The sequence below is a fragment of the Cryobacterium glucosi genome (assembly GCF_004402235.1).
In the GTDB taxonomy this organism is placed as follows: Bacteria; Actinomycetota; Actinomycetes; order Actinomycetales; family Microbacteriaceae; genus Cryobacterium; species Cryobacterium glucosi.
Genome location: NZ_SOFS01000019.1, coordinates 432,992 through 454,203, shown reverse-complemented (window position 1 = coordinate 454,203; position 21,212 = coordinate 432,992). Strand labels below are relative to the sequence as shown.

The following is a 21,212-nucleotide window of genomic DNA, read 5'->3' as shown; positions in this document are numbered from 1 at the left end:
CGGGAGCGCACTGCGCCCCCGGCCTTCCTCGTTCGTTCCGGCCGGCTAGTGGGCGGCCGTGGCGTCGGCGTGGCCCGAAGCGTCGTGCCCCGTGTCCTGCGCTGCGCCGTGTGCCAGGTGCTTGGCGATCTTCTGGATCTCCGGGCCGTAGGTCCCGGTCCCGGCGTCGGTGGCGATCTGCTGGGCAGCGGCATCCTGCTGCTCCGCCGGCAGTGCCTTGAGCGCGGTCAGGGCGCTCTGCAGCTCGACCGGGAGCTTGTCGAACAGGGCGGGGTTGTCGACAAGGCTCAGGGCGAGCTTGGTGACGGCGGGACCCGCGTCCGTGGTGTCCGTCGCGGTGTCGGCGCCGGCGCCGGGGGTGCCGGCGTCGAGGCTGCCCTCGAGCGCTGCGTGCAGGGCGGCGCGCAGCGGATGCTCCGGGTCAGCCTGGATCGCAACGGCGAGCGCCTGCGCCTGCTCGCCATAGTTCCCGGCGAGAGCCGACGTGGCGATGAATTCGGCGGCGGCGGTGCGGTCCCCGTCCGAGGCCTGCGTGAGGGTGGTCAGGTCGGCCTGCAGATTCGCAGGCAGGCTCGCAAAGAGCTCGGCGTGATCGGAGATCGTCGCGGCGACCTTCTGGGCCTTCTCGCCGAAGTCCCGTCCGTGCGCGAGGTCCCCGCGCAGCTCGTGCGCGACGGAGCTGAAGAACGAGGCGCCCGGGGTAGCGGGGGCGGATGCCGACGGGGTCGACGGGGTGCCCGGTTCGGCGGTTCCGCCCAACGGGCTGGCCGTTGCTCCCTGCATGCCGGTGCCGAGCAGGGCACCCGCGGCGAGCACGGAGGCGGCGCCGATCGTGAGGCGCTTCTTTCGAGAGGTGGCGGTAGCCGAGGAGTTCTTGTTCTGGGTCACAGTTATTCCTTTCGATTGCGTGCGGCCGACGGTGGGTGCAATCCAGGGCGGGCCCGGATGGCGAACCGATGCCGGCAGCACGTGGCGAGTCTAGGCAGCCGGGTCGGCCAGACCCTCCGTGTCTGCTGGGTGCCCGGCCCGGGAGACGGATGAGTGCTGCCAGGACTTCCCGCCCGATGCCGGCCGTCGTCCGGCAGGCATCCAGGGTCAGGTTGCCGCTCTCACCGGGCGTTTCCGGGGCCGGTCCAAGCGCGCGACTCTCCGTGGATGGCGACACCGGGTCCGGTCCCGGCGGTGCAGGAATTACGCTCTCGGCTCAGTCGGCGGCCGCAGCGTGTCCCTCGTTGGGGGACTAGTGCTCAACGTGAGGATGTGTCACCATAGACAGAATATCTCATTGCCTGGTTCCACCCGTTGAGTCTGACGAACAGTCAGCTCCGGCGACGTACGCGCGACACTGAAGTGATTTGACACTGGAGTTACCGGGTTCAGCACCACGATCTGGTACTTCGGAGTCCCCTTAAATGAACAAGAATCACCTGGCGGCAGCGCTTGCGCTTTCGCTGGCTATACTCGGCCTCATCGCCCCCACGAACGTTTCTTCCGCCCAGGCGGCGACGCCGTCGTCCGTCAAGGTCGTCGACTCCGCGAACATCATCACGGACCCGGCCTGGTTCACACAGGCGTACAACGAGGGTATCCGTCTCTACGTGATGCACTCGACCGCGTGGGGCAGCTGCGCCCCCTGGGAGCACACACAGGCCCAGCTGAAGATGGCGCTCGACGCCGGCCTCAAGATCGCCGTCTACACCCGGGATGCGACGTGCTGGCAGGGCGGGATCGCCGCGGCCGGCCCGTACCAGTCGCAACTGCAGTTCTTCGCCCTCGACGTCGAGACCGGCAGCTCGCCGGTCACCCGCGCGATGGTCGACGGGGTGCGTGCGATGGGTGTGCGGCCGGTGATCTACAGCGGTTCGGGGATGTGGCCGAGCATCATGAACAACAGCGGCGCCTTCGCCGACGTGCCGCTCTGGGACACCAATGCCGGTGCAGTGAACTACAGCGGCTGGCTCGCCGACACGGGCGCGCCCGCTGCGGTGTCATACGGCGGCTGGAACACCGCCGCGAATCCGCGGATCGGCGTGCAGCAGAAGTTCGAGCACAACCTGAACGGCGTCCTCGTCGACCTGAACTCGTTCGACGCGACCTTCCTCGGCCTCGGTGCCACGGCGCCCGTGGCGCCCGTGGTCGTGGCGCCTGCGCCGACGCCGACGGCCACTCTCACCCCGACTCCGACTCCCACGCCGGCGCCGGCGAAGGTTCGGATCCACCACCGGCGCTGACGCGCGCATCCGCTCGCCCGCCGGACCGAGCGCGGGCGTTCCGCCGCCACGCGGGTGGTCGACCACCCGCGCAACGGCGGAAGACCCGCGCTCGGCGATGCGCTCGGGGCGCGGGGGTGCGGCGGGGGGTCAGTCCTCGTCGGGGATGACGACGAGAGTCACCGGGATGTTTCCGCGCGTGGCGCGGGAGTACGGGCAGACCTGGTGGGCCGCCTCGAGCATCTCCTGGGCGACGACGGGGTCGACGCCGGGCAGCTGGGCCTCGATCGTGACCTCGAAGTCGAAGCCGGTGGCCATTCCGCCGACGAGGTGCACCTCGAGCGAGACGGCGGAGTCGGTGACGTTGACCTTGCGCTGGCGGGCGACGCCCTTGAGCGCGTTGTGGAAGCACGCCGCCCAGCCGCTCGCGAAGAGCTGCTCGGGGTTCGTGCCCGCGCCGCCGTCGCCGCCCATTTCGGCCGGAATGGACAGGTCGAGGTCGAGCTTGTTGTCGCTCGTGACGACCTTGCCCGTTCGTCCGCCCCAGGAAGTGGCGGATGCGGTGTAGACGGCGGTGCTCATTGTGTCTTCTTTCGTGGTGGGCGGGGCAGACTGGGGGTGGCCCTTGTGGAAGTGCTTCGTATTCGAAACAACTAGGAGCGAGTCGTGAGTATTCCCCCATCGGGCGGTGCGAATCCGGGCGATCCTGAGCGGATCGGCGCGGCCCCGAGTGTGTCGCCCGCGGAGATGCGCGCCTGGGCGGCCATCGTCGAGACCGCGAACATCGTGCAGTTCGCCGCAGACCGCCAGTTGCGGGATGCCGTGGGCCTGACCCTTGCCCAGTTCGAGATCCTGCTCCGGCTCCTCGAGGCGCCAGAGGGGCGGTTGCGGATGACCGACATCGCGGACGCGCTGACGGTGTCCCGCAGCGGGCTCACTTACCAGGTCGCCCGGCTCGAGGCCCTCGGGCTCGTGGAGCGACGCCCGTCACCCGGCGACGAACGTTCCGTCATCGCGCACATCACCGCAGCGGGCCGGGCGGCACTCGCCGCCGGCGGACCGGGATACGTCACGCTCGTGCGTGAGATGCTCTTCGACCGCATCGGGCCGGAGGAACTCGCGACGGTCACCGAGATCCTCGGCGACGTGCGCGCGCAGCTGCGGTCACGTCCGAAGCGGTCGGCGTTCCGGCGTTCCCGCGGCGCTGCCGCTGCGGGGGATTGACCTCCCGGCGCCGCTCACGCCGTCGGGATCAGCTCGGTGCGGGGGCACGGCTGCCCGCCGACGAGATTGAGGCAGGAGGCGAACACGGAGGGGTACGGTTCACTCAGCGAGGATCCGAACCAGGTGTTGTAGAACAGCCAGAAATTCAGGTTTCCGTGCGTCGAGCATCCGCCGCCGTCGCCGTTCGTGTCGGCGAGTGCCGCGGCATCCGGCTGGTACGGGGTGTAGTTGTACAGGTTCGCCGTGGCCTGGTTGCGGATCTGAACCGTAGCCGCGCCGCACGCGGCGTCTGGGTTGTACGCGACGCTGACCGCGCCGACCTTGTAGGCGCGTTCGGGCTCCTGGGTGTACTGCCGGAACTGCCACGCGGCCCGGTAGACCTGGTTGAAGAAGCCGAAGTACTCCGCGGCGCAGTCGGCGGTATCCGGGCAGCCGTAGCCCGTCGCCCGCAGGTAGCCGGATGCGCTGGGCCGGGTCAGCAGGGACTGTTCCTTCTGCAGCAGCACGAGGAGAACCCGCGGGCTGATCGTGCAGGCCTCGGCGACCTTCTCGATGATCGTGCTCGCACGCTCGTTCGGCTCGCCCGCGTACGCAGCGCAGTGTCCGGGGCCCTGCGCGGGTTCGGACACGGTCGACTCGCGGTACTCCCAGAGGCACGGCGACTCGTCGCGTCGCACACAGTTCCGGCCTTCCAGGAAGGACTGCACCTCGTCGGTCGTCATCGCATTGGGGTTGAAGAAGTTGTAGTCACTGATCAGGGCGCCGGCGTCGAAGACGGCGGGATCGGAGGGCGCCGTCCGCGGCACGACGACCGAGCGCACGAGGAAGCCGCCGGCCACGATCGCGGCGACCGTCGCGACGGCGATGAGGATTCGTCGCTGGGAGGCGCGGAGAGGCATGACTCCACCCTAACCGGGCCCGGCAAACGATCGGGGCCGGAGAGGTGCCAGCGCCAGGGCTGACGCGGGGCTGACGGTGCGGGCTGGCCGCGACGGTTCTTCTCGCGGTCGGGGGTGTTTTCCGTCGCGCCCCCTTTGCCGGGAGTAGCGTGGGAGCATGTCAGGCATCGATGCAGACCAGTCTCCAGCTCCCACCGGCAGTATCGTCGTCGGGCACGACGGCTCCGACTATGCGAACCATGCGCTCGCGGTCGCCCTCGACCTCGCCGGGCCGCTCGGCGCATCCGTCGTCGTCGTCCGGGCCTGGTCGATCGACACCGCTCCACGCCCGGCCGACTGGAAGTTCGGCTACGTTTCGCCCCTCACCGACTACGCCGGCGCGGTACGGGAGAAGCTCGAGGCCGATGCCGGGCCGATCGCGGCGCAGCATCCGGGAGTGCCCGTCGAGTACCGGGCGGCGTACGCGACGCCGCTCAGCTGCCTGATCAGCGTTTCCCGCGGCGCACGGATGCTGGTGGTCGGCTCCCGCGGGCGCGGCGGCCTCGCCGGGATGCTGCTCGGGTCGGTCAGTGAACAGTGTGTGCGACACGCGGACTGCCCTGTGCTCGTGGTGCGGCCCGGCGTACCGGCCTGAGCGGCCCCTAGCGTCCGGCCGCGGGGCTCCTGAGGTCGGCGACCGACGCCCGGGGGATGAGTTCCGTCGGGAGTTGGATGTCCTCGACCGGCTGACCCGGTGACTCGATCTCGGCCACGAGCCGTTCGACGGCGAGCTCTCCGAGTTGCTCGACCGGGCGCGCGACGACGGTGATCCCCGGGACCATGTATGCCGCCCACGGGCTGTCGTCGACCGTGACCAGAGACACTTCGCGTCCGATCGCGAGCCCCCGCGAACCCGCGACCTTGAGCACGGACAGCGCCATGTCGTTGTTGGAGGTGAAGATGACCGTGGGTGGGGAGGCCAGGTCGAGCATCTCTGCGACCGCGGCCTCCGATGACTCGGGGACGTCTTCGCTGAAATGCCAGACCTGGTCTTCGGGAGGGATGCCCGCGTCGGCCGCTCCGGCGGCGAAACCATCGGCACGGTCCCTGACGCTCGAGATCAGTGCGGGGGGCCGTGCGGTGGTCTGGCCTGCGATGTTCGCGGCCGTGATCAGGAAGCCGAGCCGGGCGTGCCCGAGGCCGACGGCATTGCGGACCGCCTCCCGCGTGCCGGTGAAGTCGTCAGTCGTGACCGTGGTGACGCCGAGATCGTCCAGGCGACGGTCGGCGAGCACGAGCGGGCGTCCGCCCAGGTTTCCGGCCTCGAGGTGCTCGCTGTGGCCGATTGCGGAGGGGAACACGATGAGGCCGTCGACCTGCTTCTCGAGCAGGGTTTCGATGGCCCCTCGCTCTACGTCCGGGTCCTCGTCGGTGTTGCTGATCAGGACCTGGTACCCGCGTTTTCGCGCGGCATCGACGATGGACTTGGTGGCGCGGTCGAAGAATGCGTTCGTGAAGTCTGCGATGACCACGAGTCCGATCGTGCTGGTCGACCCGGCGCGCATGGCCCTGGCGAGTTCATTGGGGCGGTAGCCGATCTCGTCTGCTGCGCGACGGACGCGTTCCACGGTGGCTGCGGACGTGCGCCCATACCCGGAGAGGGCCCGGGAGGCGGTGGCGCGGGAGACGCCGGCGTGCTCTGCGACGTCGATGATCGTCGGAGCGTGACTTCGTCGTTCAACCATGAACAATCCTCGTAATCGAAACGTTACCGAACAGGCTTGCGCCGCGGTGCTGTGTGCTGCAATCTTATACAAGTTTGCGAGAACGATCTCGCAAACGGCGTGTGCAGTCGCAATTGCAGTGCACCTATGTGTCAAAGGAGACCTCCATGAAGCGTTCGTTCCGAGCGATCACCACCGTCGGCGTCGTAGCCGCATTCGCCATGTCATTGGCCGCGTGCTCGACAACCGCGAGCACGGGAAGCGCGACCACGGCGACCGAAAAGAAGGACATCACCATCGCCTTCGTGATGGGCGCAGAGTCCGACCCGTTCTTCCAGGCCATGAAGGTCGGCGCCGAGGAGGAGGCCAAGGCCCAGGGCGTCAAGCTCATCTGGCAGGGCGACCCGGCCAAGTACTCCGCCGAAACGCAGATCCCGATCGTCGACGCCGTGCTCGCCCAGCAGCCCACCGGCCTCGTGCTCGTCCCGACCGACCCGAAGGCCCTGCAGGCCTCGGTTGCCAAGGCCACAGCGGCCGGCATCCCCGTCGTCAACGTCGACACCCACGTCTCCGACCTCAAGGACGTCGTCAGCTTCATCACCGGCGACAACGCCGACGGCGGTTCCAAGGCCGCCGACGCGCTCGCGACCCAGATCGGCTACAAGTCCGGCGGCTCGTACAAGGTCGTCGTCGGACTCACCAGTGCCACCGCCACGACCAACGTGAGCCGCCTCGACGGCTTCAAGGCCCAGGTCGCCGCGAAGTACCCCGGCGTGGAAATCGTCGACGTCGCCTACTCCGAGTCCAACCCGGAGACGGCTGCCACGAACGTGAGCAACTGGCTGACCAAGTACCCGGACCTGAACGGCATCTTCGCGATCGACGGCACGAACGCCTCCGGCGCGGCCGCCGCGCTCGAGTCGAAGGGCCTCAGCGGCAAGATCGGCCTCGTCGGCTACGACGCATACCCGGACAACGTCGCCAAGATCAAGTCGGGCATCTTCACTGCCCTCGTCGCCCAGGACCCGGCCGCCGAGGCTCGCCTGGCCATCAAGACCCTCGTCGAATTCATCAACACCGGCAAGACGGCGACCGAGCACGAGGTCGTCATCCCCAACGTCGTCCTCGACTCCAAGACCTCTGACGCTGACTTCGCCAAGTACACCTACGTCAAGTAACTGACGCTTCCCGTACTTCACGAAAAGAGCCAGGGAGTCATCATGACCAACAGCAATCAAACCACTGCGCGGAAACCGGGCGTTCCGGCGGAACAGAAGCCGGTTCCGCTCGCTCTCACGGCGCGGATCAGCACCCTCGCGTCGAACCAGAGCACCATCCTGATCGGCGTGATGGTCCTCCTCGTCGTCGTCTTCTCGGTGCTGGAGCCCAAGTTCTTCTCCGCACTGACCGCCAGCAACATCCTCACAGACTGGGGATCGGTCGTCCTGATTGCAGTTGGCCAGACCTTCGTCGTGATCAGCGGTGGAATCGACCTCTCGGTCGGGGCCGTCATCGGTCTCAGCGGAGTCGTGTCGGCCTGGACGATGGCGAACGTCCTCAAGGTCGACCAGACGGTGTCCGGCTCGGACGCGTCGGGCCCGCTCCTCATCGGCACCCTGGTGTCGGTGGGAGTGGGGCTCCTCGTGGGCCTGACCAACGCCTTCCTGATCAACAAGCTCCGGATCGTCCCGTTCATCGCGACCCTGTCGACGATGGGGGCCGCCCTCGGGCTCTCCGTGATCATCTCGAGCGGGCAGCCCATCGGCTCGGCCAACAACTTCGACCTCATCGCCGCGATGGACCCGAAGGTGAACCCGTTGTCGTGGGCCTTGATCGTCGTGATCGTCGTGGTGACCATCGCCGGCCTGTTCCTGCACAAGGCGCGGTTCGGCCTCTACACCTACGCGATCGGCTCGAACACCTTCGCTGCCCGCGGCGCGGGCATCAACGTCGAACGACACCTGACGTTGGTCTACGCGCTCTCCGGGGCCCTGGCGGGCCTCGCCGGGATGTACGTCTACCTGCGCCTCGGTGCCGGCTCGCCGTCATCGGGAACGGGGCGTGAACTCGACGCCATCGCCGCGGTCGTCATCGGCGGCGCATCCCTGATGGGGGGCATCGGCCGGATCTGGGGCACCGTGCTCGGTGCGCTCATCCTCTTCACGGTGCAGTCCGGCCTGATCATGGTCGGCGTCGCACCCGACTGGAAGAAGGTCGTCGTGGCCATCCTGATCGCCGCGGCCGTCGCTGCGCAGACGCTGCAGAGCAAGAACGGAAGAAAATAATGACCGGCGAAGTGATCTACGAAGTCAAGAACGTCTCCAAGCGCTACGGGTCGGTCGTCGCCCTCGATGGTGCGAGCCTCAAGCTGCACGCCGGCGAGGTGCTCGGCCTGGTCGGCGACAACGGCGCGGGCAAGTCGACGCTCGTCAAGGTCCTCTCGGGGGCTCACCAGCCCAACGGCGGGAAGATCTACCTCGACGGCGTCGAGCGCACCTGGGGTTCGCCCCGGGAGGCGCTCGAGGCCGGCGTCGAAACCCTCTACCAGGACTCGGGGCTCGCCCCGCACCTGACGGTGTCGCAGAACGTGTTCCTCGGCCGGGAGAAGACCGTCAAGGGAATCTTCGGCACGATGGGCTTCCTGGCCCGCAAGGAGATGGAGCACGACGCCCACGAGGACCTCGAGCGCGTCGGGATCGCCGTTCCGGCATCCGACCGCCCGGTGTCCCAGCTTTCCGGCGGTCAGCGCCAGGCCGTGGCGATCGGCCGCGCCGTGGCGTGGGCGCGCCGTGTGATCATCCTCGACGAGCCGACCAACCACCTCGGTGCACGGCAGGCCGGCGAGGTGCTGCATGTCATCAAGGCCGCGAAGGCGAAGGGGCTCGGCGTGATCTTCATCTCGCACACCCTGCCTCATGTGCTCGAGGTCACCGACCGGGTCGTCGTGCTGCGGCTCGGCAAGATCGTCATGGATGCCCCCACCTCGGAATTCGACGGGGATCGCCTGATCGGTGTGCTCACCGGAACCATCCAGACGGTCAGGGTCGAGGGCGACTGACCCGCCGGTCGGACGCTCCGGGAAGCAAACGAAGCAGCCCCCTGGCGGCGCACTGCAGACACTCGCAGTGCTCCGCCCGGGGGCCGTCTTCGTGTCCTGAGACCGTGCGCGCTGGTCTCAGACGCTCGTGCGGAGCAAACCCCCGACATCCGTTTCCGCCCCGCCCGCTGCGGCGCGATTGGCCTCCAGCCAGGCGGTCAGGTCGGCGGCGGACAGGGGACGCGAATAGAGGTAGCCCTGCACCCCACCCGTGCCGAGGGCCTCGAGGAGACGTTGCTGGTCAAGCCGCTCAACGCCCTCTGCGACCGTCGCGACGCCGAGCTGGGCGCACAGCCGAACGATCGCCTCGATGACGGAGCGGTCGAAGGGATTGGACACCGCGCCGGCGACGAAACTCATGTCGATCTTCACGATGTCGACGGGGAGCGCGCGCAATGACGTCAGGGAGGCATAGCCCGTGCCGAAGTCGTCGATTGCGATCCCGACGCCGAGCGCTCCGATCGCGCGGAGGCGACCGATCGCGGCGGGGGAGTCCAGTACGACGGTCTCGGTGAGTTCGATGATGAGATCCTTCGCGAGGGTCCCGGTGTCGGCCAGGCAGCCGATGATCGAGTCGACGAACCCCTCGCAGTCGAGCTCGTGGGCCGAAACGTTCACGTGCACGGCCATCGGCGCTCCAGGATTGGCCGTCCGCCATGCCGCGGCGTCGAGGCAGGCGCGTCGCATCACGAAAGCGCCGATACCGATGATCGCTCCGGTCCGCTCGGCGATGTCGATGAAGTCGCCGGGGAAGAGCAGGCCGCGTTCCGGGTGTTGCCAGCGGACGAGGGCCTCGACGGCGGTGCACTGCAGCCCGGGGAGATCGAGGATGGGCTGGTAGTGCACGACGAGCTCGTCGGCGGCCGCCGCGGCCGCGAGCTGCCATTCGAAGGTGACCCTGGGATTGTCCACGCGGAGGAGGCCAGGCTCGAAGACCTGGACGCGGTTCTTGCCATTGGCCTTCGCCGCGTACATCGCCACGTCCGCCTGGTGCACCAGATCCTCGATGTCGATCCCTGCTGCTGCTGTGGCGATGCCGATGCTGACGCCGACCTGCGCGGTGTTCCGCTCGAGGGTCACCGGTTCGGCAATCGACCTGCCCAGGGCTGTGGCGATGCAGAGGGCATCGGAATCACTCTTGCCGGCCAGGATGATGGCGAACTCGTCGCCACCGAGCCTGGCGCAGATGGCATTGCTCCCGGTGTTTGACCGCATCCGCTCGGCGACCTCGATGAGGAGTTCGTTTCCGGCCCGGTGTCCGAGAAGGTCGTTGACGTCCTTGAAATCGTCGAGATCGAGGAAGAAGATGTGGACGCCGCTGGCATCGTCTACCGTGCCCAGGATCGCGGTGAGCTTGGCCATGAACGACGCACGGTTGTTGAGACCGGTAAGCGGGTCCGAACTGACCTGGACCGTGAGCTCCCCCTGGACCGTACTGTTGCGGAGGGCGAGCGAGACCTGGTTGGAGAGCGCCCGGACCGAAACGAGGGCCTCCGCCGGGATCGTGCCGGGGGCTCCCACAAGAATCCACGTATTCGCCTGGGCATTCGAGGCGAGGCAGGCCCACGCCAGGGGGGTGCCGACGGCTGCATCGAGTGGGAGGGAGTCGACGTCGGTCGCGCTGGCGTCTTTTCCATTGGAGGCAGACGTGATGACGGTGCCGGGCAGTTGCGCAGGCAGCGAGTCGAACTGGCCGGTCGCGCCGTCGACGCGCAGGACAGGGCCGTCGCGCATGACCCGCAGGACGCGCAGTCCGGGGGTGGCGAGGCAGAGTTCCTGCGTCGCAGCCCAGCCGATGACCAAGATATCCGCCTCGTCGATGACTCCGAGGAGCAGGGTTCCAGTCGCCGAAAGCTCACGGTCGCGTCGCATCGACTGTTCGCGGGAGACCAGCACCATGCTCAGTTGCCGCACGATCACGACGGTGAGGAACAGGGTCGGAATAGTGCCGAGCACCACCACCGGTGGCGTCATCGCTGCGGACCCGTTGACCGGAACCCACAGCACGACCGTGATGACGAGTGCAAGCGAATACAGCGAGCAGCGGATGAATGACCTCGCCGTGGAACCGTAGAGTCCGCGCAACCAGATGGCCCCGAACATGACCCCGAGGACGATCATCGGGTCGGGCAGTGTCAGTGCGAGCGCCACGAACGCGACGAAGTCGATCAGGTCGAGTGCGAGCGGAATCCTTCTGAGGATGAACGCGGAACACCACGAGGCGATCAGGGCGACCGCGGCCGTGAGCGCGACCAGGAGAACTCCGTTGGTGTCCGAGGCGACGATGATCGGAACGGTGAGCAGAACTGAGGCCACCGCGAACCACGTGAAGAGCCACCGGGTGCCCTCCGTCATGCAATCCGGGCGGCGGAACGGATTCCATAGCGCGGTGAAGAAGTGGTGTTGTTGTATCGCGGTCATGCGAGGCCGGGTCCTGTCAGTGTGTAGGCCGGCGAACCCGAAGGTCCCGTGCCTTTGCGACCCCGCCTTTCGACGGGTGTGCCTGTATGAGACCGCAATATTTGAAGCGTTTTCACACAGGGCCAGCCTAGCCTCCGCGTTGGGGGGGGCCTGGCCGGAAGGAGCACCCATCCGTGTCGGGTAAACTCGAATGTCGGATTTGAGGGGTGTTTCGGTGGTCGACCTGGAGCTTGAACGGGAACAGAACTACGTGGCAACGCTGTACGCGCGTCTGGACGCGCTGCAGCGGGAGGCCGAGGACCAGCTGACGGCGGTGCGGTTGCTCGACGTCGGCGGAAATCATCAGACCCGCTCCGAGCGGGACACCTTTGCGCGCCTCTACGAGGACCGGATCGTGCAGTTGCGGGAGATCGACGACCGGCTGGCGTTCGGCCGGCTCGAACTGGCCGCGGACGACGCGAGCGGCGACTCCGTGTTCCGCTACATCGGCAGGGTCGGGCTGCGCGACGAAGACTTGCAGCCGATGCTGCTCGACTGGCGGGTGCCGCAGGCGAGCGCGTTCTACCAGGCGACGGCCGCGACCCCGCTGGGAGCCAGGGCCAGGCGCCACCTGCAGTCCAGGGGGCGGACCATCATCCGGATCGAGGACGAGATCCTCGACGCCGAACGCCTCGGCGGAGAACCCTCAGAACATCAGGGGGAGGGAGCGTTGCTCTCCGCGCTGACCGCCCAGCGCACCGGGCACATGCCCGACATCGTCGCGACCATCCAGGCGGAACAGGACCGGATCATCCGCTCTGACCTCGCCGGAGTGCTCGTCGTCCAGGGCGGGCCGGGCACGGGGAAGACCGCCGTCGCGCTGCACCGTGCGGCGTACCTGCTCTACACGCATCGCCATCGCCTGAAGCACAACGGGGTGCTCATCGTGGGGCCGTCCCGCTCGTTCCTGCAGTACATCGAGGCGGTGCTGCCGTCGCTCGGCGAGACCGGGGTGGTTCTCTCAAGCGTGGGGCAGCTGTACCCGGGCGTCGAGGCGACCCGCGAGGACGTCCCCGCCGTCGCGGCGCTCAAGGGCCAGGCTTTCATGGCCGCGCTCATCGCCCATGCGGTGCGCTCCCGGCAGCGGATCCCGGTGGGGACCCGTCAGCTCGAGGTCAACGGCGACAAGATCACCCTGGCCCCGCAGCTCGTGGCGAACGCGATCGCCAAGGCGCGCGAGGGCGGCAAGCCGCACAACCTCGCGAGGGTCACCTTCGTGAAGACCGCGATCGGCGCGCTCGCGCGCGACTGGCTGCGCCAGCTGCAGCAGGGCGGCGCCTCGATGGACGAGTCCGACCTGCCGATGCTGCGCGAAGACCTGCGGCTCGCCCAGGACGTGCGCGTCGCGCTCAACACCGCGTGGCTGCCGCTCACCCCCGAGAAGCTCGTGCAGGATCTCTACGCACGCCCGCAATGGCTCGCCGAGCTCACCCCGGGCTGGAGTGCGGAGCAGAGGGCGCTCCTGCACCGGGCCAGGGACGCCGAGTTCACGATCGCCGATATCCCGCTGCTCGATGAGGCGGCCGAGCACCTCGGCGAGTACAACGTCGTCGACGCCGTCCAGAAGCGCGAGCAGAAGGAACAGCGCAAACGCGACATCGAGAATGCCGAACTCGCAATCGCGAACATGGACGTGAAGGGTCTCGTCAACGCGCGCGCCCTGGCAGACAACTTCGCCGAGCTCGGCGACCGGGCCACGACCGCCGAGCGTGCGGCCGTCGACCGCACCTGGACATACGGCCACGTCGTCGTCGACGAGGCGCAGGAACTCTCGCCGATGCAGTGGCGGCTGCTGCTGCGCCGGGGGCCGCGCCGGTCGTTCACGGTCGTCGGCGATATCGCGCAGGCCGCATCCGCCTCAGCATCCGGCAGCTGGAAGGAGGCGCTCGCGCCCATCCTCGACGCCTCCCTCGAGGCCGGGCGCTGGCGCCTCGAGGAACTGACCGTGAACTATCGCACACCCCGCCAGATCGCGACCGCCGCCGAGGAGATGGCGATCGCGCACGGGCTGCCGGTGACGCCCTCGCGGGCGGTTCGCGCGAGTGAGTGGCCGATAACCGTCGAAGCGGATGTCGCGGCAGCGGTTCACCGCGAGCGCGCGCTGCGTGCGGGCGGTACCCTCGCCGTGATCGCTGCCGATGCGGCGCTTGAGGCCGTCGGGGCGGAGCTCTCGGCGGAGTTCGGGGACCGTGTAGGTCTCGGCGCCCTCGGGCTCGGCAGGGAGATCGCACTCCTTGGGCCTCGCGACGCGAAGGGCCTCGAGTTCGACGCCGTGATCGTCGTGGATCCCGCAGGCATCGTGGCCGCCTCGGAGCGCGGGGCCGGATCGCTGTACGTCGCCATGACCCGCGCGACGCAGCGTCTCTACCTCGTCGCCGACCTGAACTCCGCGCTGCCCGCCGGCCTCACCCGCTGACCCTCGCCCGCTGAGCCTCACCTTCGCGCGGCTCGTGAAGTTCCGCGAGAGTGCACTTTTGGCCCTTAAACCACGGGTTTAAGGGCCAAAAGTGCGCTCTCGCGGAAGGGACGGGACGGGACCGCGCCGGGCGGGCGAGGCGGCGGGGTCAGGGGCTGGGAGCCTCGAAGTAGAGGTGGGCGTGCGCCCGGCATCCGTCGTTGAAGGGCGCCGCGCAGTGCGGGCAGCGTGTCGCGGCACGGTAGTCGGTGATGCTCAGGGTTCGGCGGCAGGCTCCGCAGAGGATCGCCTGCTCCGCCCAGAGCGCGACCGGCCACTGCCGCGCGGCATGATCGGCCGCGGCGGCGTGGCAGAGGTGGCAGGGGTAGAACCGGCGGCAGCAGTAGAACCGGATCGCGACGACATCCGCCGCCGTGTTGTAGTGAACGCACCGCGTCTCGTCGTCGACGGTCTCGCCGAACACCTCGAGGTCGGTCGTGCCCAGCTGTTTTCGGCCCGGTGGCTGCACCAGCGGCCGCCTACTTCTTGGCGGCTGCGGTGACCTGGTCCTGGACGAAGGTGGAGAACACCGTCGCGTCGGTCAGGGAGCCGGTGTAGGCGACGCCGTTGACGAGCACGGTCGGGGTTCCGGCGACCTTGGTGAGGGTCGTCGAGTTGGGCAGCGGGCCGGCGAGGGCGCGCTTGGTCGCATTGCCGACCCAGGACTTGAAGGCACCGTCAGTGATGCACTTCGTGATGCCGGCGTCCGTGGCTCCCGCGGTCGTGACCAGGCTCACAAGTTCCTGATCCGTCAGGCCGGCGGTGCTCTCAGCGGGTTGCTGGGCGAACAGGGCGGCGTTGACGGCCGGGAATGCGGCGGGCTGGTAGTTGGCCACGCACACGGCGGCGTTCGCTGCCCGGGTCGAGTACTTCGTCCCGGCCGAGTTGGCGTCGAGGATGGAGATCGGGTGGTACTCGAGCGTCGCGTTGCCCGCGGTGACCCAGGAGTTGATCGCGGTGCCGTTGGTGGTCTCGAACTGGCCGCAATAGGGGCACAGGTAATCGGCGTAGACGACGATGTTCGCAGTGCTCGTGAGCTTGGTCTGGTCGGTCGCGACCGGCGTGGCGTCCGCGGCGAGGGCGGCCGTCGGGACGGCGGTGATGGTCGTTCCGTCGCCGGTGAGCAGGACCCCATCGCTGGCCATGTTCAGCGGGCCGGCGGCCGCGGGGCCGTTGCTGTTCACGATGACGAGGGCGACGACGACGGCGATCGCAACCAGTCCGGCACCGATGCCGCCTCGCAGGAACAGCTTGTTTCGCTTGTCCTTCTTCTGCTGGGCTTCACGCATCAAGCGGGCGCTCTCCCGTGCCGCATCGCGGCGGTCCTTCTTCGGGGGCGTGCCTTTGCCGGGGAGGTTGCTGTTCATAGACCCTGTACACCGTTTCGTCGCGAGTGACTTATCGAATCTAGGTTAGGCCGTCCACCTCCACGCCCCGTGCCATCGGGCTGGGAGCCAGCTGTGAGGAGGGTTAGAACCAGGTGCTGAGGTGCGGCGGCTGCCCTGAGCGGAATGCGGCGTCGACCTGCGTCGCGGCATCCTCCGTGTGCTCGGTGACTCTGCCGGCGCGGCTCAGCACGACGGCGCTCGGGCCGCCCAGGTACAGGGCGGAGAGGGCGGCGACCGAGAGGCTGAGGTGGGCCGCTCCCGCCGGGGTGGCCTCGGCCGCGGCGAGCGGATGCGCCGAGCCGGCACCGTCTGGAGAGACAGTGAGCAGGAACTCGCCCCCTGCGATGCCGAGGTCGTCGGAGACATCGAGGAGGAAGACGCCGGGTGCGGCGTATCGGCGGTGCTCGAGTGCGGCAGGCACGTCGAGGAGGCGCAGCCAGAGGTGGTCGCGTTCGGCGGAGGCGCGCACGGCCCGCGGGTTCTCGAGCTGCCAGACGAGGGGCTCCGCGGTACTCCGGAGCGGGGCGGAGACCTCTCCGATGAGGTCGAGGTCGAGCAGGAAGCGCCAGAGTGCTGTGTATGCCGCGTCGGTCGCCGCGACCAGGTCGACGACGTCGAGCCGACCAGGGTAGGCGTCGCCCTCGAGCGTGACGCTGTAGACCGCGAATCCCTTCGGTCGGCCGGTCGGGTCGTCGAAGCGCACCGTCTGCCGCGTCGGGGTGGCGGCGGTCGTCGGGGTCGGGGCTGCCGCCTCGGACGGCTCGGCCAACGCGGGGGTCGTGAGTCCGAGGATCTGGTCCCAGAGGCTGTCGCGACGGTCGACGTCACCGGCGCCGCGCCTTCTGGCGGCTTCGAAGATCGCCGGGGCGTCGTGGCGCAGCGATTCGGGGGAGACGAAGTGCAGCCGCCCCATGTCCGTCGGGGCTGCCGGGGCCGGCCGGGCGTCGCCGGTGGTGATGGTGATGCTTGCCTGGTGCGCGGCCGGCCCGAACCCGTATCGCGCGTAGATAGTGGCCTCCGACACGGTGAGCATGGCGAGTGGCAGGCCGAGCCCGTGCGCGGTGCGGAGCTCGGCGGTGAGCAGGGCGCGGGCGAGGCCTCTGCGGCGGTGCGTCGGCGAGACGGTGACCGAGCTGATCGCCCAGGCGGGCAGCGTGCCGCCGCCGGGGACGCTCAGGCCCATCGGCCAGGACCGCACCGTCGCGACCGGGGTGAGCGGATCGGCAGCGGTCGCGTCGAGGACGGCCGTCACGCGATCCCCTGCGGTGTTCGCCAGGCGGCGGACAAGTTCGTTGTCGTCGGGCGCGCCCTCGTGGAAGCCGCGCGCTGTCGCGCGGTGCCAGTATCGCCGGGCCTCGGTGTCTGCGGCGTCGATCAGGCGCAGTTCGAGGCCGCCGATCGCGAGCACGGCCGCCGATTCCTCGTCGATGGGCGTGCGTGCGAAGTCGGGTGCCGTGTAGTCGTTCACGGCCCTACTGTACTGGCCGGGGACCGGCCGGAGTCAGCTCGCGACGGTCGCGGCTGGCGTCCCGGGCCCGGGGACCGGAGGGACGAGCGCTCGTGCGACGGCCGCGCGGCCGACGGCGGCGAGGGACTCCGGCCCCGCCTCGGAGCCGATCTCGCCGCGTGGCACGGTCGCGAAGCCGAGGGAACGCTCGCCGAGTACGATCACCCGGCCACCGCCGGCCTCGAAGGAGCGCAGCTCGTCCGTGAGCGGAGTGCCGTCCGTGTCATCGGGGGACGGCGGTCCGGCGAGGATCAGGATCCGGGGGCGCTGCCCGCGCAGGGATCGGACGAGTGCGAGTTCACGGTCGGGGTCGCCGGCCGTGACGGTCACCGTGACGGTGAGTCCGGCATCCGCTGCCGCGTCGATCACGCCGGATGCCAGGAATGCGTCGCGCGGGTCCGCGATGTCGGTGACGACAAGGGCGACCGTCCGGGTGCTTCCCGTGGCAACGGCCTGCGCCGAGAGGTTGGGAGTGTAGCCGAGCTGGGCGGCGGCCGTGAAGACCCGGTCGCGGTAGTCCCCGTTGACGGTGCGGGTGCTGCCGTTCAGGGCACGCGACGCGGTGGCGAGGGACACGCCAGCCGCGGTGGCCACGTCGAGCAGGGTGGGTAGCCTGGATGACGGACTCATCGGTCCATCCCCTTCCTGGGGACTGGCGGGCCGGTTCGCGGTTCGGGTCGCGGTTCGGCAGGTGCTTGTCATTGTGGCACGCCGGGCGCGGGGAAGGCGTGTGCGGGCCTGAGACTCTCCTGCGGAACCGGGAATTCCCCCCGGTTGCGGGGCGACCGGGGGGAATTCTGCCTGCCGGCAGTGGCTGCCGGGCGTTCGGAACCTAGTTCAGCGCGAGTGCCGACCAGGAGACCGGCGGCAGGATGACGGTGAGGACCCCTTCGGTGAGCAGCACGCCGTCGAGGGGCTTCAGGCCGACCCGATTCTGGTCGGCGAGTGTGTTCCTGGCGTAGGCATCCGCATCGTGCAGGGTGACCGCTTCGGTGAGGAGCGTCGCGTCGAGGCCGGAGACGTCGATCGACACCTCGATCGACTCCGTCTGGCTGCGGTTCACGAGGAAGACGGCGGATGCGCCCGTCTCGGCATCGAAGGTCGCGACGGCGTCGACGAGGGGCGCTGCACCGTAGAGGGCCGTGTCATAGGTCCCGGCATCGATCCGGGGCTTCAGCACGACGCCGCGGGCGAGCCTCGAGGTCACCGAGAACGGGAAGAACGTGGTCTGGCGCCAGCTCGCCCCGCCCGGCTCGGTCATGATCGGCGCGATGACGTTGACGAGCTGTGCGAGAGAAGCGGATCCGACCCTGTCGTGGTTCTGCAGGAGCGTGATCAGCAGGTTGCCGAGCACGACGGCGTCGGCGACGGAGTAGACGTCCTCGAGCTGCCGCGGCGCGTGGCGCCACTCCTCGTTGACCTCCTCCGAGGCCTGGTGCTCGTCGAGGTACCAGATGTTCCACTCGTCGAAGGAGAGCTGGATGGTCTTCTCGCTGCGGAGCTTGTACTTGACGTGGTCCGCCGTGGCCTTCACCGTCTCGATGAAATAGGTCATCTCGAGGGAGGACGCGAGGTACGAAGCGAGGTCTCCCTTGCGCTCCTGGTAATAGGCGTGGCAGGAGACGTAGTCGACGTACTCGTAGCTGTGCTCGAGCACGACCCGCTCCCACTCCCCGAAGGTCGGCATCGCAGAACCGGAGGAGCCGCAGACGACGAGCTCGAGGCCCTTGTCCGCGGTCTTCATGGCGGATGCGGTGCGAGCCGCGATCTTCCCGTAGTCGTCGGCAGACATATGGCCGATCTGCCAGGGTCCGTCCATCTCGTTGCCGAGGCACCACATCCGGATGTCGTACGGCTCGACCGCGCCGTTCCGGATTCGTTGCTCGCTGAGCGCGGTCCCGTCGGGCTGGTTGGCGTATTCGAGAAGGTCGAGGGCGGCGTCGATGCCGCGGGTGCCGAGGTTGACGGCCATCATCAGCTCGGAGTCCGTCAGGGCGCACCAGCGGGCGAACTCCTCGAGGCCGACCTGGTTGCTCTCGAGCGAGTGCCAGGCGAGGTCTCGGCGCACCGGTCGGTCCGCGCGCGGTCCGACGCCGTCCTCCCACTTGTACCCGGAGACGAAGTTGCCGCCGGGGTAGCGGATGGTCGTCGAGCCGAGCTCCTTGACGAGGTCGACGACGTCGAGCCGGAACCCGTCGGCGTTGGCGGTCGGGTGGCCGGGTTCATAGATGCCGTCATACACGCACCGGCCGAGATGTTCGACGAAGGAACCGAAGATCCGGCGGTTGATGGGTGCCACGACGGCTGAGCGGTCGATGACGATTGTTGCCTGTGTCACGCGAGGAAAGTCCTTTGGAATCGAGATGAGTGGAAGAGGTGCGGATGCTTACTTGACGCTGCCGAGGGAGAGCCCGCCCTGCCAGTACTTCTGCAGCGTGAGGAAGGCGATGATGAGCGGGATCACGGAGACCAGTGCTCCGACGATGACGATGGTCCAGAGCGACTGCCCGCCGGTGTTGACGCCGGCCTGGGTCTGCAGGGCGCCGAGCCCGACGGTGACGGGGAACAGGTTCGGGTTGGAGAACATCACGAGCGGCAGGAAATAGTTGTTCCAGGTGCCGACGACGCTGAGCAGCAGCACGGTGACGAGGGCCGGGCGGAGCAGGGGGAGTGCGACGCGGAAGAAGATCCGCAACTCGCCGGCCCCGTCCATCCTTGCGGCGTCGATCATCTCGTCCGGGATCGCATCCTGGGTGTAGACCCGCATCAGGTAAACGCCGAAGGGATTGAGCATGGACGGCAGGATCACCGCCCACATCGTGTTCGTCAGGTGGGTCGCGCTGAACATCACGAACATCGGGATGACGAGGGCCGTCGCGGGGACCATGACCGAACCGAGCACCAGGGCGAAGAACGGGGTGCGCCCGGCGAAGCGGTACTGCGCGAAGCCGTAGCCGGCGAGCACCGAGATGACGGTCGCGCCGATGCCGCCGGTGAGGGCGTAGAGGAACGAGTTGCCGAGCCAGTGCCAGTACAGCCCGTTCGAGTACGTGAACAACAGCTGGATGTTGTCGATCAGGTTGAACTTCCCGAACCAGAGCGGGCTGGTGTCGCCGCTGAAGAGCGTCGCCTGGTCCTTGGTGCTCGCGACGATGAGCCACCAGAACGGAAGCGCGAAATAGAGGATGAGGCCGACGAGGACGAGGTGCGGCAGGACGCGACGCCCGCCGGCCCGGCTGGCCTCGCGGGAGGCATGGGACCGCCGCTTCTCCGGTCGCGGTGAGGTGGTCGAAACGAGCACGGTCATGAGTTCAGTCCGCTCTTTTTACGGGTGAAGTGCAGGAAGATATAGGAGCCCACGAAGACGACGAGCCCGAGGGCGAACGAGATCGCCGAGGCGTAGTTGAATTGCGAATAGGAGAACGCGAGCGTGTATGCGTAGATGTTCGGCGTGTACGAGGCGGTGATCGATCCCGACGCCATGCTCCGCAGGATCTGGGGCTCCGTGAAGAACTGCAGGGTTCCGATCAGGGCGAAGACCAGGATCAGGACGAGCGAGGACGAGATCATCGGGATCTTGATCCGGAGCGCGGTCTGCCAGGCGTTGGCGCCGTCGATCTTGGCCGCCTCATAGATCGAGGTGTCGATGCCCTGGAGCGCCGCGTAGATGATGATCATGTAGTAGCCGGCCCACTGCCAGGTCACGACGTTCACGAGGCTGCCGAAGATGTTGTCCGGCGACAGCAACTGCGGCGCGTTGAGGCCGAACCAGCCGGCGACCTCTGCGGCGGGGCCGAAGCTCGGGCTGTAGAGGAAGCCCCACATCAGGGCGCCGATCACGGCGGGAACCGCGTAGGGAACGAAGATCATCAGCCGTGAGAACTTGGAGAACCGGCTCGTGATCGAGTCGAGCAGCAGGGCAGCGCCGAGCGAGACGAGCATCTGGATCGGGATCAGGATGATCGAAAACCGCACGACGAGCCAGACACCCTCGAGGAAGAGAGGATCGGTGAAGGCCTTGGCGTAGTTGTCGAGGCCGACCCAGTGCGTGCCCGTTGCCACGGTCTTGTTCTGCAGACTGAGGATGAAGGCGTAGACGAGGGGCGTGAGGAGGAAGAGCACCAGGAAGACGGCGAAGGGGGCCACGAAGAGCCACCCCCAGCGTGCACGCCGGGCGCTGACGCCCGATCCGAGCCGGCCGGGTTTTTTCAGGAAAGCACGGTCCGGGGTGACGGAGCGTCTCTCGATGGTTGAGGACAACATTGTTCC

19 protein-coding genes and 1 riboswitch are annotated in these 21,212 nt (G+C 68.3%); of the genes, 7 read left to right on the top strand and 12 right to left on the bottom strand.

Annotated features, from left to right (window positions below; all coding sequences use genetic code 11):
• Positions 1 to 45: 45 nt before the first annotated feature.
• Complete coding sequence (locus tag E3O46_RS10695) at positions 46 to 888, bottom strand: hypothetical protein (protein WP_134561678.1); 843 nt, start codon at positions 886 to 888, stop codon at positions 46 to 48.
• A gap of 524 nt (positions 889 to 1,412) precedes the next feature.
• Here E3O46_RS10695 and E3O46_RS10690 point away from each other — a divergent pair.
• Positions 1,413 to 2,231, top strand: a complete 819-nt coding sequence (locus E3O46_RS10690) for a glycoside hydrolase family 25 domain-containing protein (protein ID WP_134558050.1) — start codon at positions 1,413 to 1,415, stop codon at positions 2,229 to 2,231.
• Between the two features lie 129 nt (positions 2,232 to 2,360).
• Here the strand turns inward: E3O46_RS10690 and E3O46_RS10685 are convergent, their stop codons facing one another.
• The gene (locus E3O46_RS10685) at positions 2,361 to 2,792 is read right to left on the bottom strand and encodes an organic hydroperoxide resistance protein (RefSeq protein ID WP_134446791.1); all 432 of its coding nucleotides are present in this window, start codon (positions 2,790 to 2,792) and stop codon (positions 2,361 to 2,363) included.
• Between the two features lie 84 nt (positions 2,793 to 2,876).
• Between E3O46_RS10685 and E3O46_RS10680 the strand changes: the two genes are divergently transcribed.
• Entirely contained in the window at positions 2,877 to 3,434 is a 558-nt protein-coding gene (locus E3O46_RS10680) for a MarR family winged helix-turn-helix transcriptional regulator (protein ID WP_134446793.1), read from the top strand.
• Between the two features lie 14 nt (positions 3,435 to 3,448).
• On the opposite strand, the gene E3O46_RS10675 is transcribed toward E3O46_RS10680, so the two are convergent.
• On the bottom strand, positions 3,449 to 4,333 hold the full coding sequence (locus tag E3O46_RS10675) for a hypothetical protein (RefSeq protein WP_134446795.1): 885 nt from the start codon (positions 4,331 to 4,333) through the stop codon (positions 3,449 to 3,451).
• Between the two features lie 157 nt (positions 4,334 to 4,490).
• Between E3O46_RS10675 and E3O46_RS10670 the strand changes: the two genes are divergently transcribed.
• Entirely contained in the window at positions 4,491 to 4,967 is a 477-nt protein-coding gene (locus tag E3O46_RS10670) for a universal stress protein (protein WP_134446797.1), read from the top strand.
• A gap of 7 nt (positions 4,968 to 4,974) precedes the next feature.
• Here E3O46_RS10670 and E3O46_RS10665 read toward each other — a convergent pair whose 3' ends face one another.
• Positions 4,975 to 6,057, bottom strand: coding sequence for a LacI family DNA-binding transcriptional regulator (locus tag E3O46_RS10665; RefSeq protein ID WP_134446799.1), 1,083 nt, complete (start codon positions 6,055 to 6,057; stop codon positions 4,975 to 4,977).
• Positions 6,058 to 6,203: 146 nt separating this feature from the next.
• On the opposite strand from E3O46_RS10665, the gene E3O46_RS10660 reads away from it, so the two are divergent.
• From E3O46_RS10660 to E3O46_RS10650, 3 genes are read left to right on the top strand one after another with little or no spacing between them, the layout of a single operon-like run.
• The gene (locus tag E3O46_RS10660) at positions 6,204 to 7,214 is read left to right on the top strand and encodes a substrate-binding domain-containing protein (protein ID WP_134561677.1); all 1,011 of its coding nucleotides are present in this window, start codon (positions 6,204 to 6,206) and stop codon (positions 7,212 to 7,214) included.
• A 42-nt stretch (positions 7,215 to 7,256) separates the two neighbouring features.
• Complete coding sequence (locus E3O46_RS10655) at positions 7,257 to 8,321, top strand: ABC transporter permease (protein ID WP_134561676.1); 1,065 nt, start codon at positions 7,257 to 7,259, stop codon at positions 8,319 to 8,321.
• A complete protein-coding gene (locus E3O46_RS10650; protein ID WP_134446805.1) occupies positions 8,321 to 9,094 on the top strand; it encodes an ATP-binding cassette domain-containing protein in 774 nt (257 codons plus the stop codon). Before E3O46_RS10655 ends, E3O46_RS10650 begins: the two co-directional genes overlap by 1 nt.
• Before the next feature lie 117 nt (positions 9,095 to 9,211).
• Here the strand turns inward: E3O46_RS10650 and E3O46_RS10645 are convergent, their stop codons facing one another.
• Positions 9,212 to 11,554, bottom strand: a complete 2,343-nt coding sequence (locus E3O46_RS10645; RefSeq protein ID WP_134561675.1) for a putative bifunctional diguanylate cyclase/phosphodiesterase — start codon at positions 11,552 to 11,554, stop codon at positions 9,212 to 9,214.
• Positions 11,555 to 11,573: 19 nt separating this feature from the next.
• Positions 11,574 to 11,647: riboswitch (cyclic di-GMP riboswitch) on the bottom strand.
• 97 nt (positions 11,648 to 11,744) lie between these two features.
• On the opposite strand from E3O46_RS10645, the gene E3O46_RS10640 reads away from it, so the two are divergent.
• Positions 11,745 to 14,009: a HelD family protein gene (locus E3O46_RS10640; protein ID WP_134561674.1), complete on the top strand. Its 2,265-nt coding sequence runs from the start codon at positions 11,745 to 11,747 to the stop codon at positions 14,007 to 14,009.
• A gap of 148 nt (positions 14,010 to 14,157) precedes the next feature.
• Here E3O46_RS10640 and E3O46_RS10635 read toward each other — a convergent pair whose 3' ends face one another.
• The 7 genes from E3O46_RS10635 to E3O46_RS10605 all read right to left on the bottom strand — a co-directional run bounded on the left by E3O46_RS10635 (position 14,158) and on the right by E3O46_RS10605 (position 21,206).
• Positions 14,158 to 14,517 (bottom strand): CHY zinc finger protein, encoded by a 360-nt coding sequence (locus E3O46_RS10635; protein WP_241987388.1) that lies wholly within the window; start codon positions 14,515 to 14,517, stop codon positions 14,158 to 14,160.
• A 10-nt stretch (positions 14,518 to 14,527) separates the two neighbouring features.
• Positions 14,528 to 15,415 carry a DsbA family protein gene (locus E3O46_RS10630; protein WP_134446811.1) on the bottom strand — a complete coding sequence of 296 codons (888 nt, stop codon included), beginning with the start codon at positions 15,413 to 15,415 and terminating at the stop codon, positions 14,528 to 14,530.
• 103 nt (positions 15,416 to 15,518) lie between these two features.
• Complete coding sequence (locus tag E3O46_RS10625; RefSeq protein WP_134561673.1) at positions 15,519 to 16,904, bottom strand: GNAT family N-acetyltransferase; 1,386 nt, start codon at positions 16,902 to 16,904, stop codon at positions 15,519 to 15,521.
• 33 nt (positions 16,905 to 16,937) lie between these two features.
• Complete coding sequence (locus tag E3O46_RS10620; RefSeq protein ID WP_134561672.1) at positions 16,938 to 17,573, bottom strand: LacI family DNA-binding transcriptional regulator; 636 nt, start codon at positions 17,571 to 17,573, stop codon at positions 16,938 to 16,940.
• A 202-nt stretch (positions 17,574 to 17,775) separates the two neighbouring features.
• Positions 17,776 to 19,281, bottom strand: a complete 1,506-nt coding sequence (arfA, locus tag E3O46_RS10615; RefSeq protein ID WP_134561671.1) for an arabinosylfuranosidase ArfA — start codon at positions 19,279 to 19,281, stop codon at positions 17,776 to 17,778.
• A gap of 48 nt (positions 19,282 to 19,329) precedes the next feature.
• Complete coding sequence (locus E3O46_RS10610) at positions 19,330 to 20,250, bottom strand: carbohydrate ABC transporter permease (protein WP_134446819.1); 921 nt, start codon at positions 20,248 to 20,250, stop codon at positions 19,330 to 19,332.
• On the bottom strand, positions 20,247 to 21,206 hold the full coding sequence (locus E3O46_RS10605; RefSeq protein WP_134446821.1) for a carbohydrate ABC transporter permease: 960 nt from the start codon (positions 21,204 to 21,206) through the stop codon (positions 20,247 to 20,249). Before E3O46_RS10605 ends, E3O46_RS10610 begins: the two co-directional genes overlap by 4 nt.
• Positions 21,207 to 21,212 lie beyond the last annotated feature (6 nt).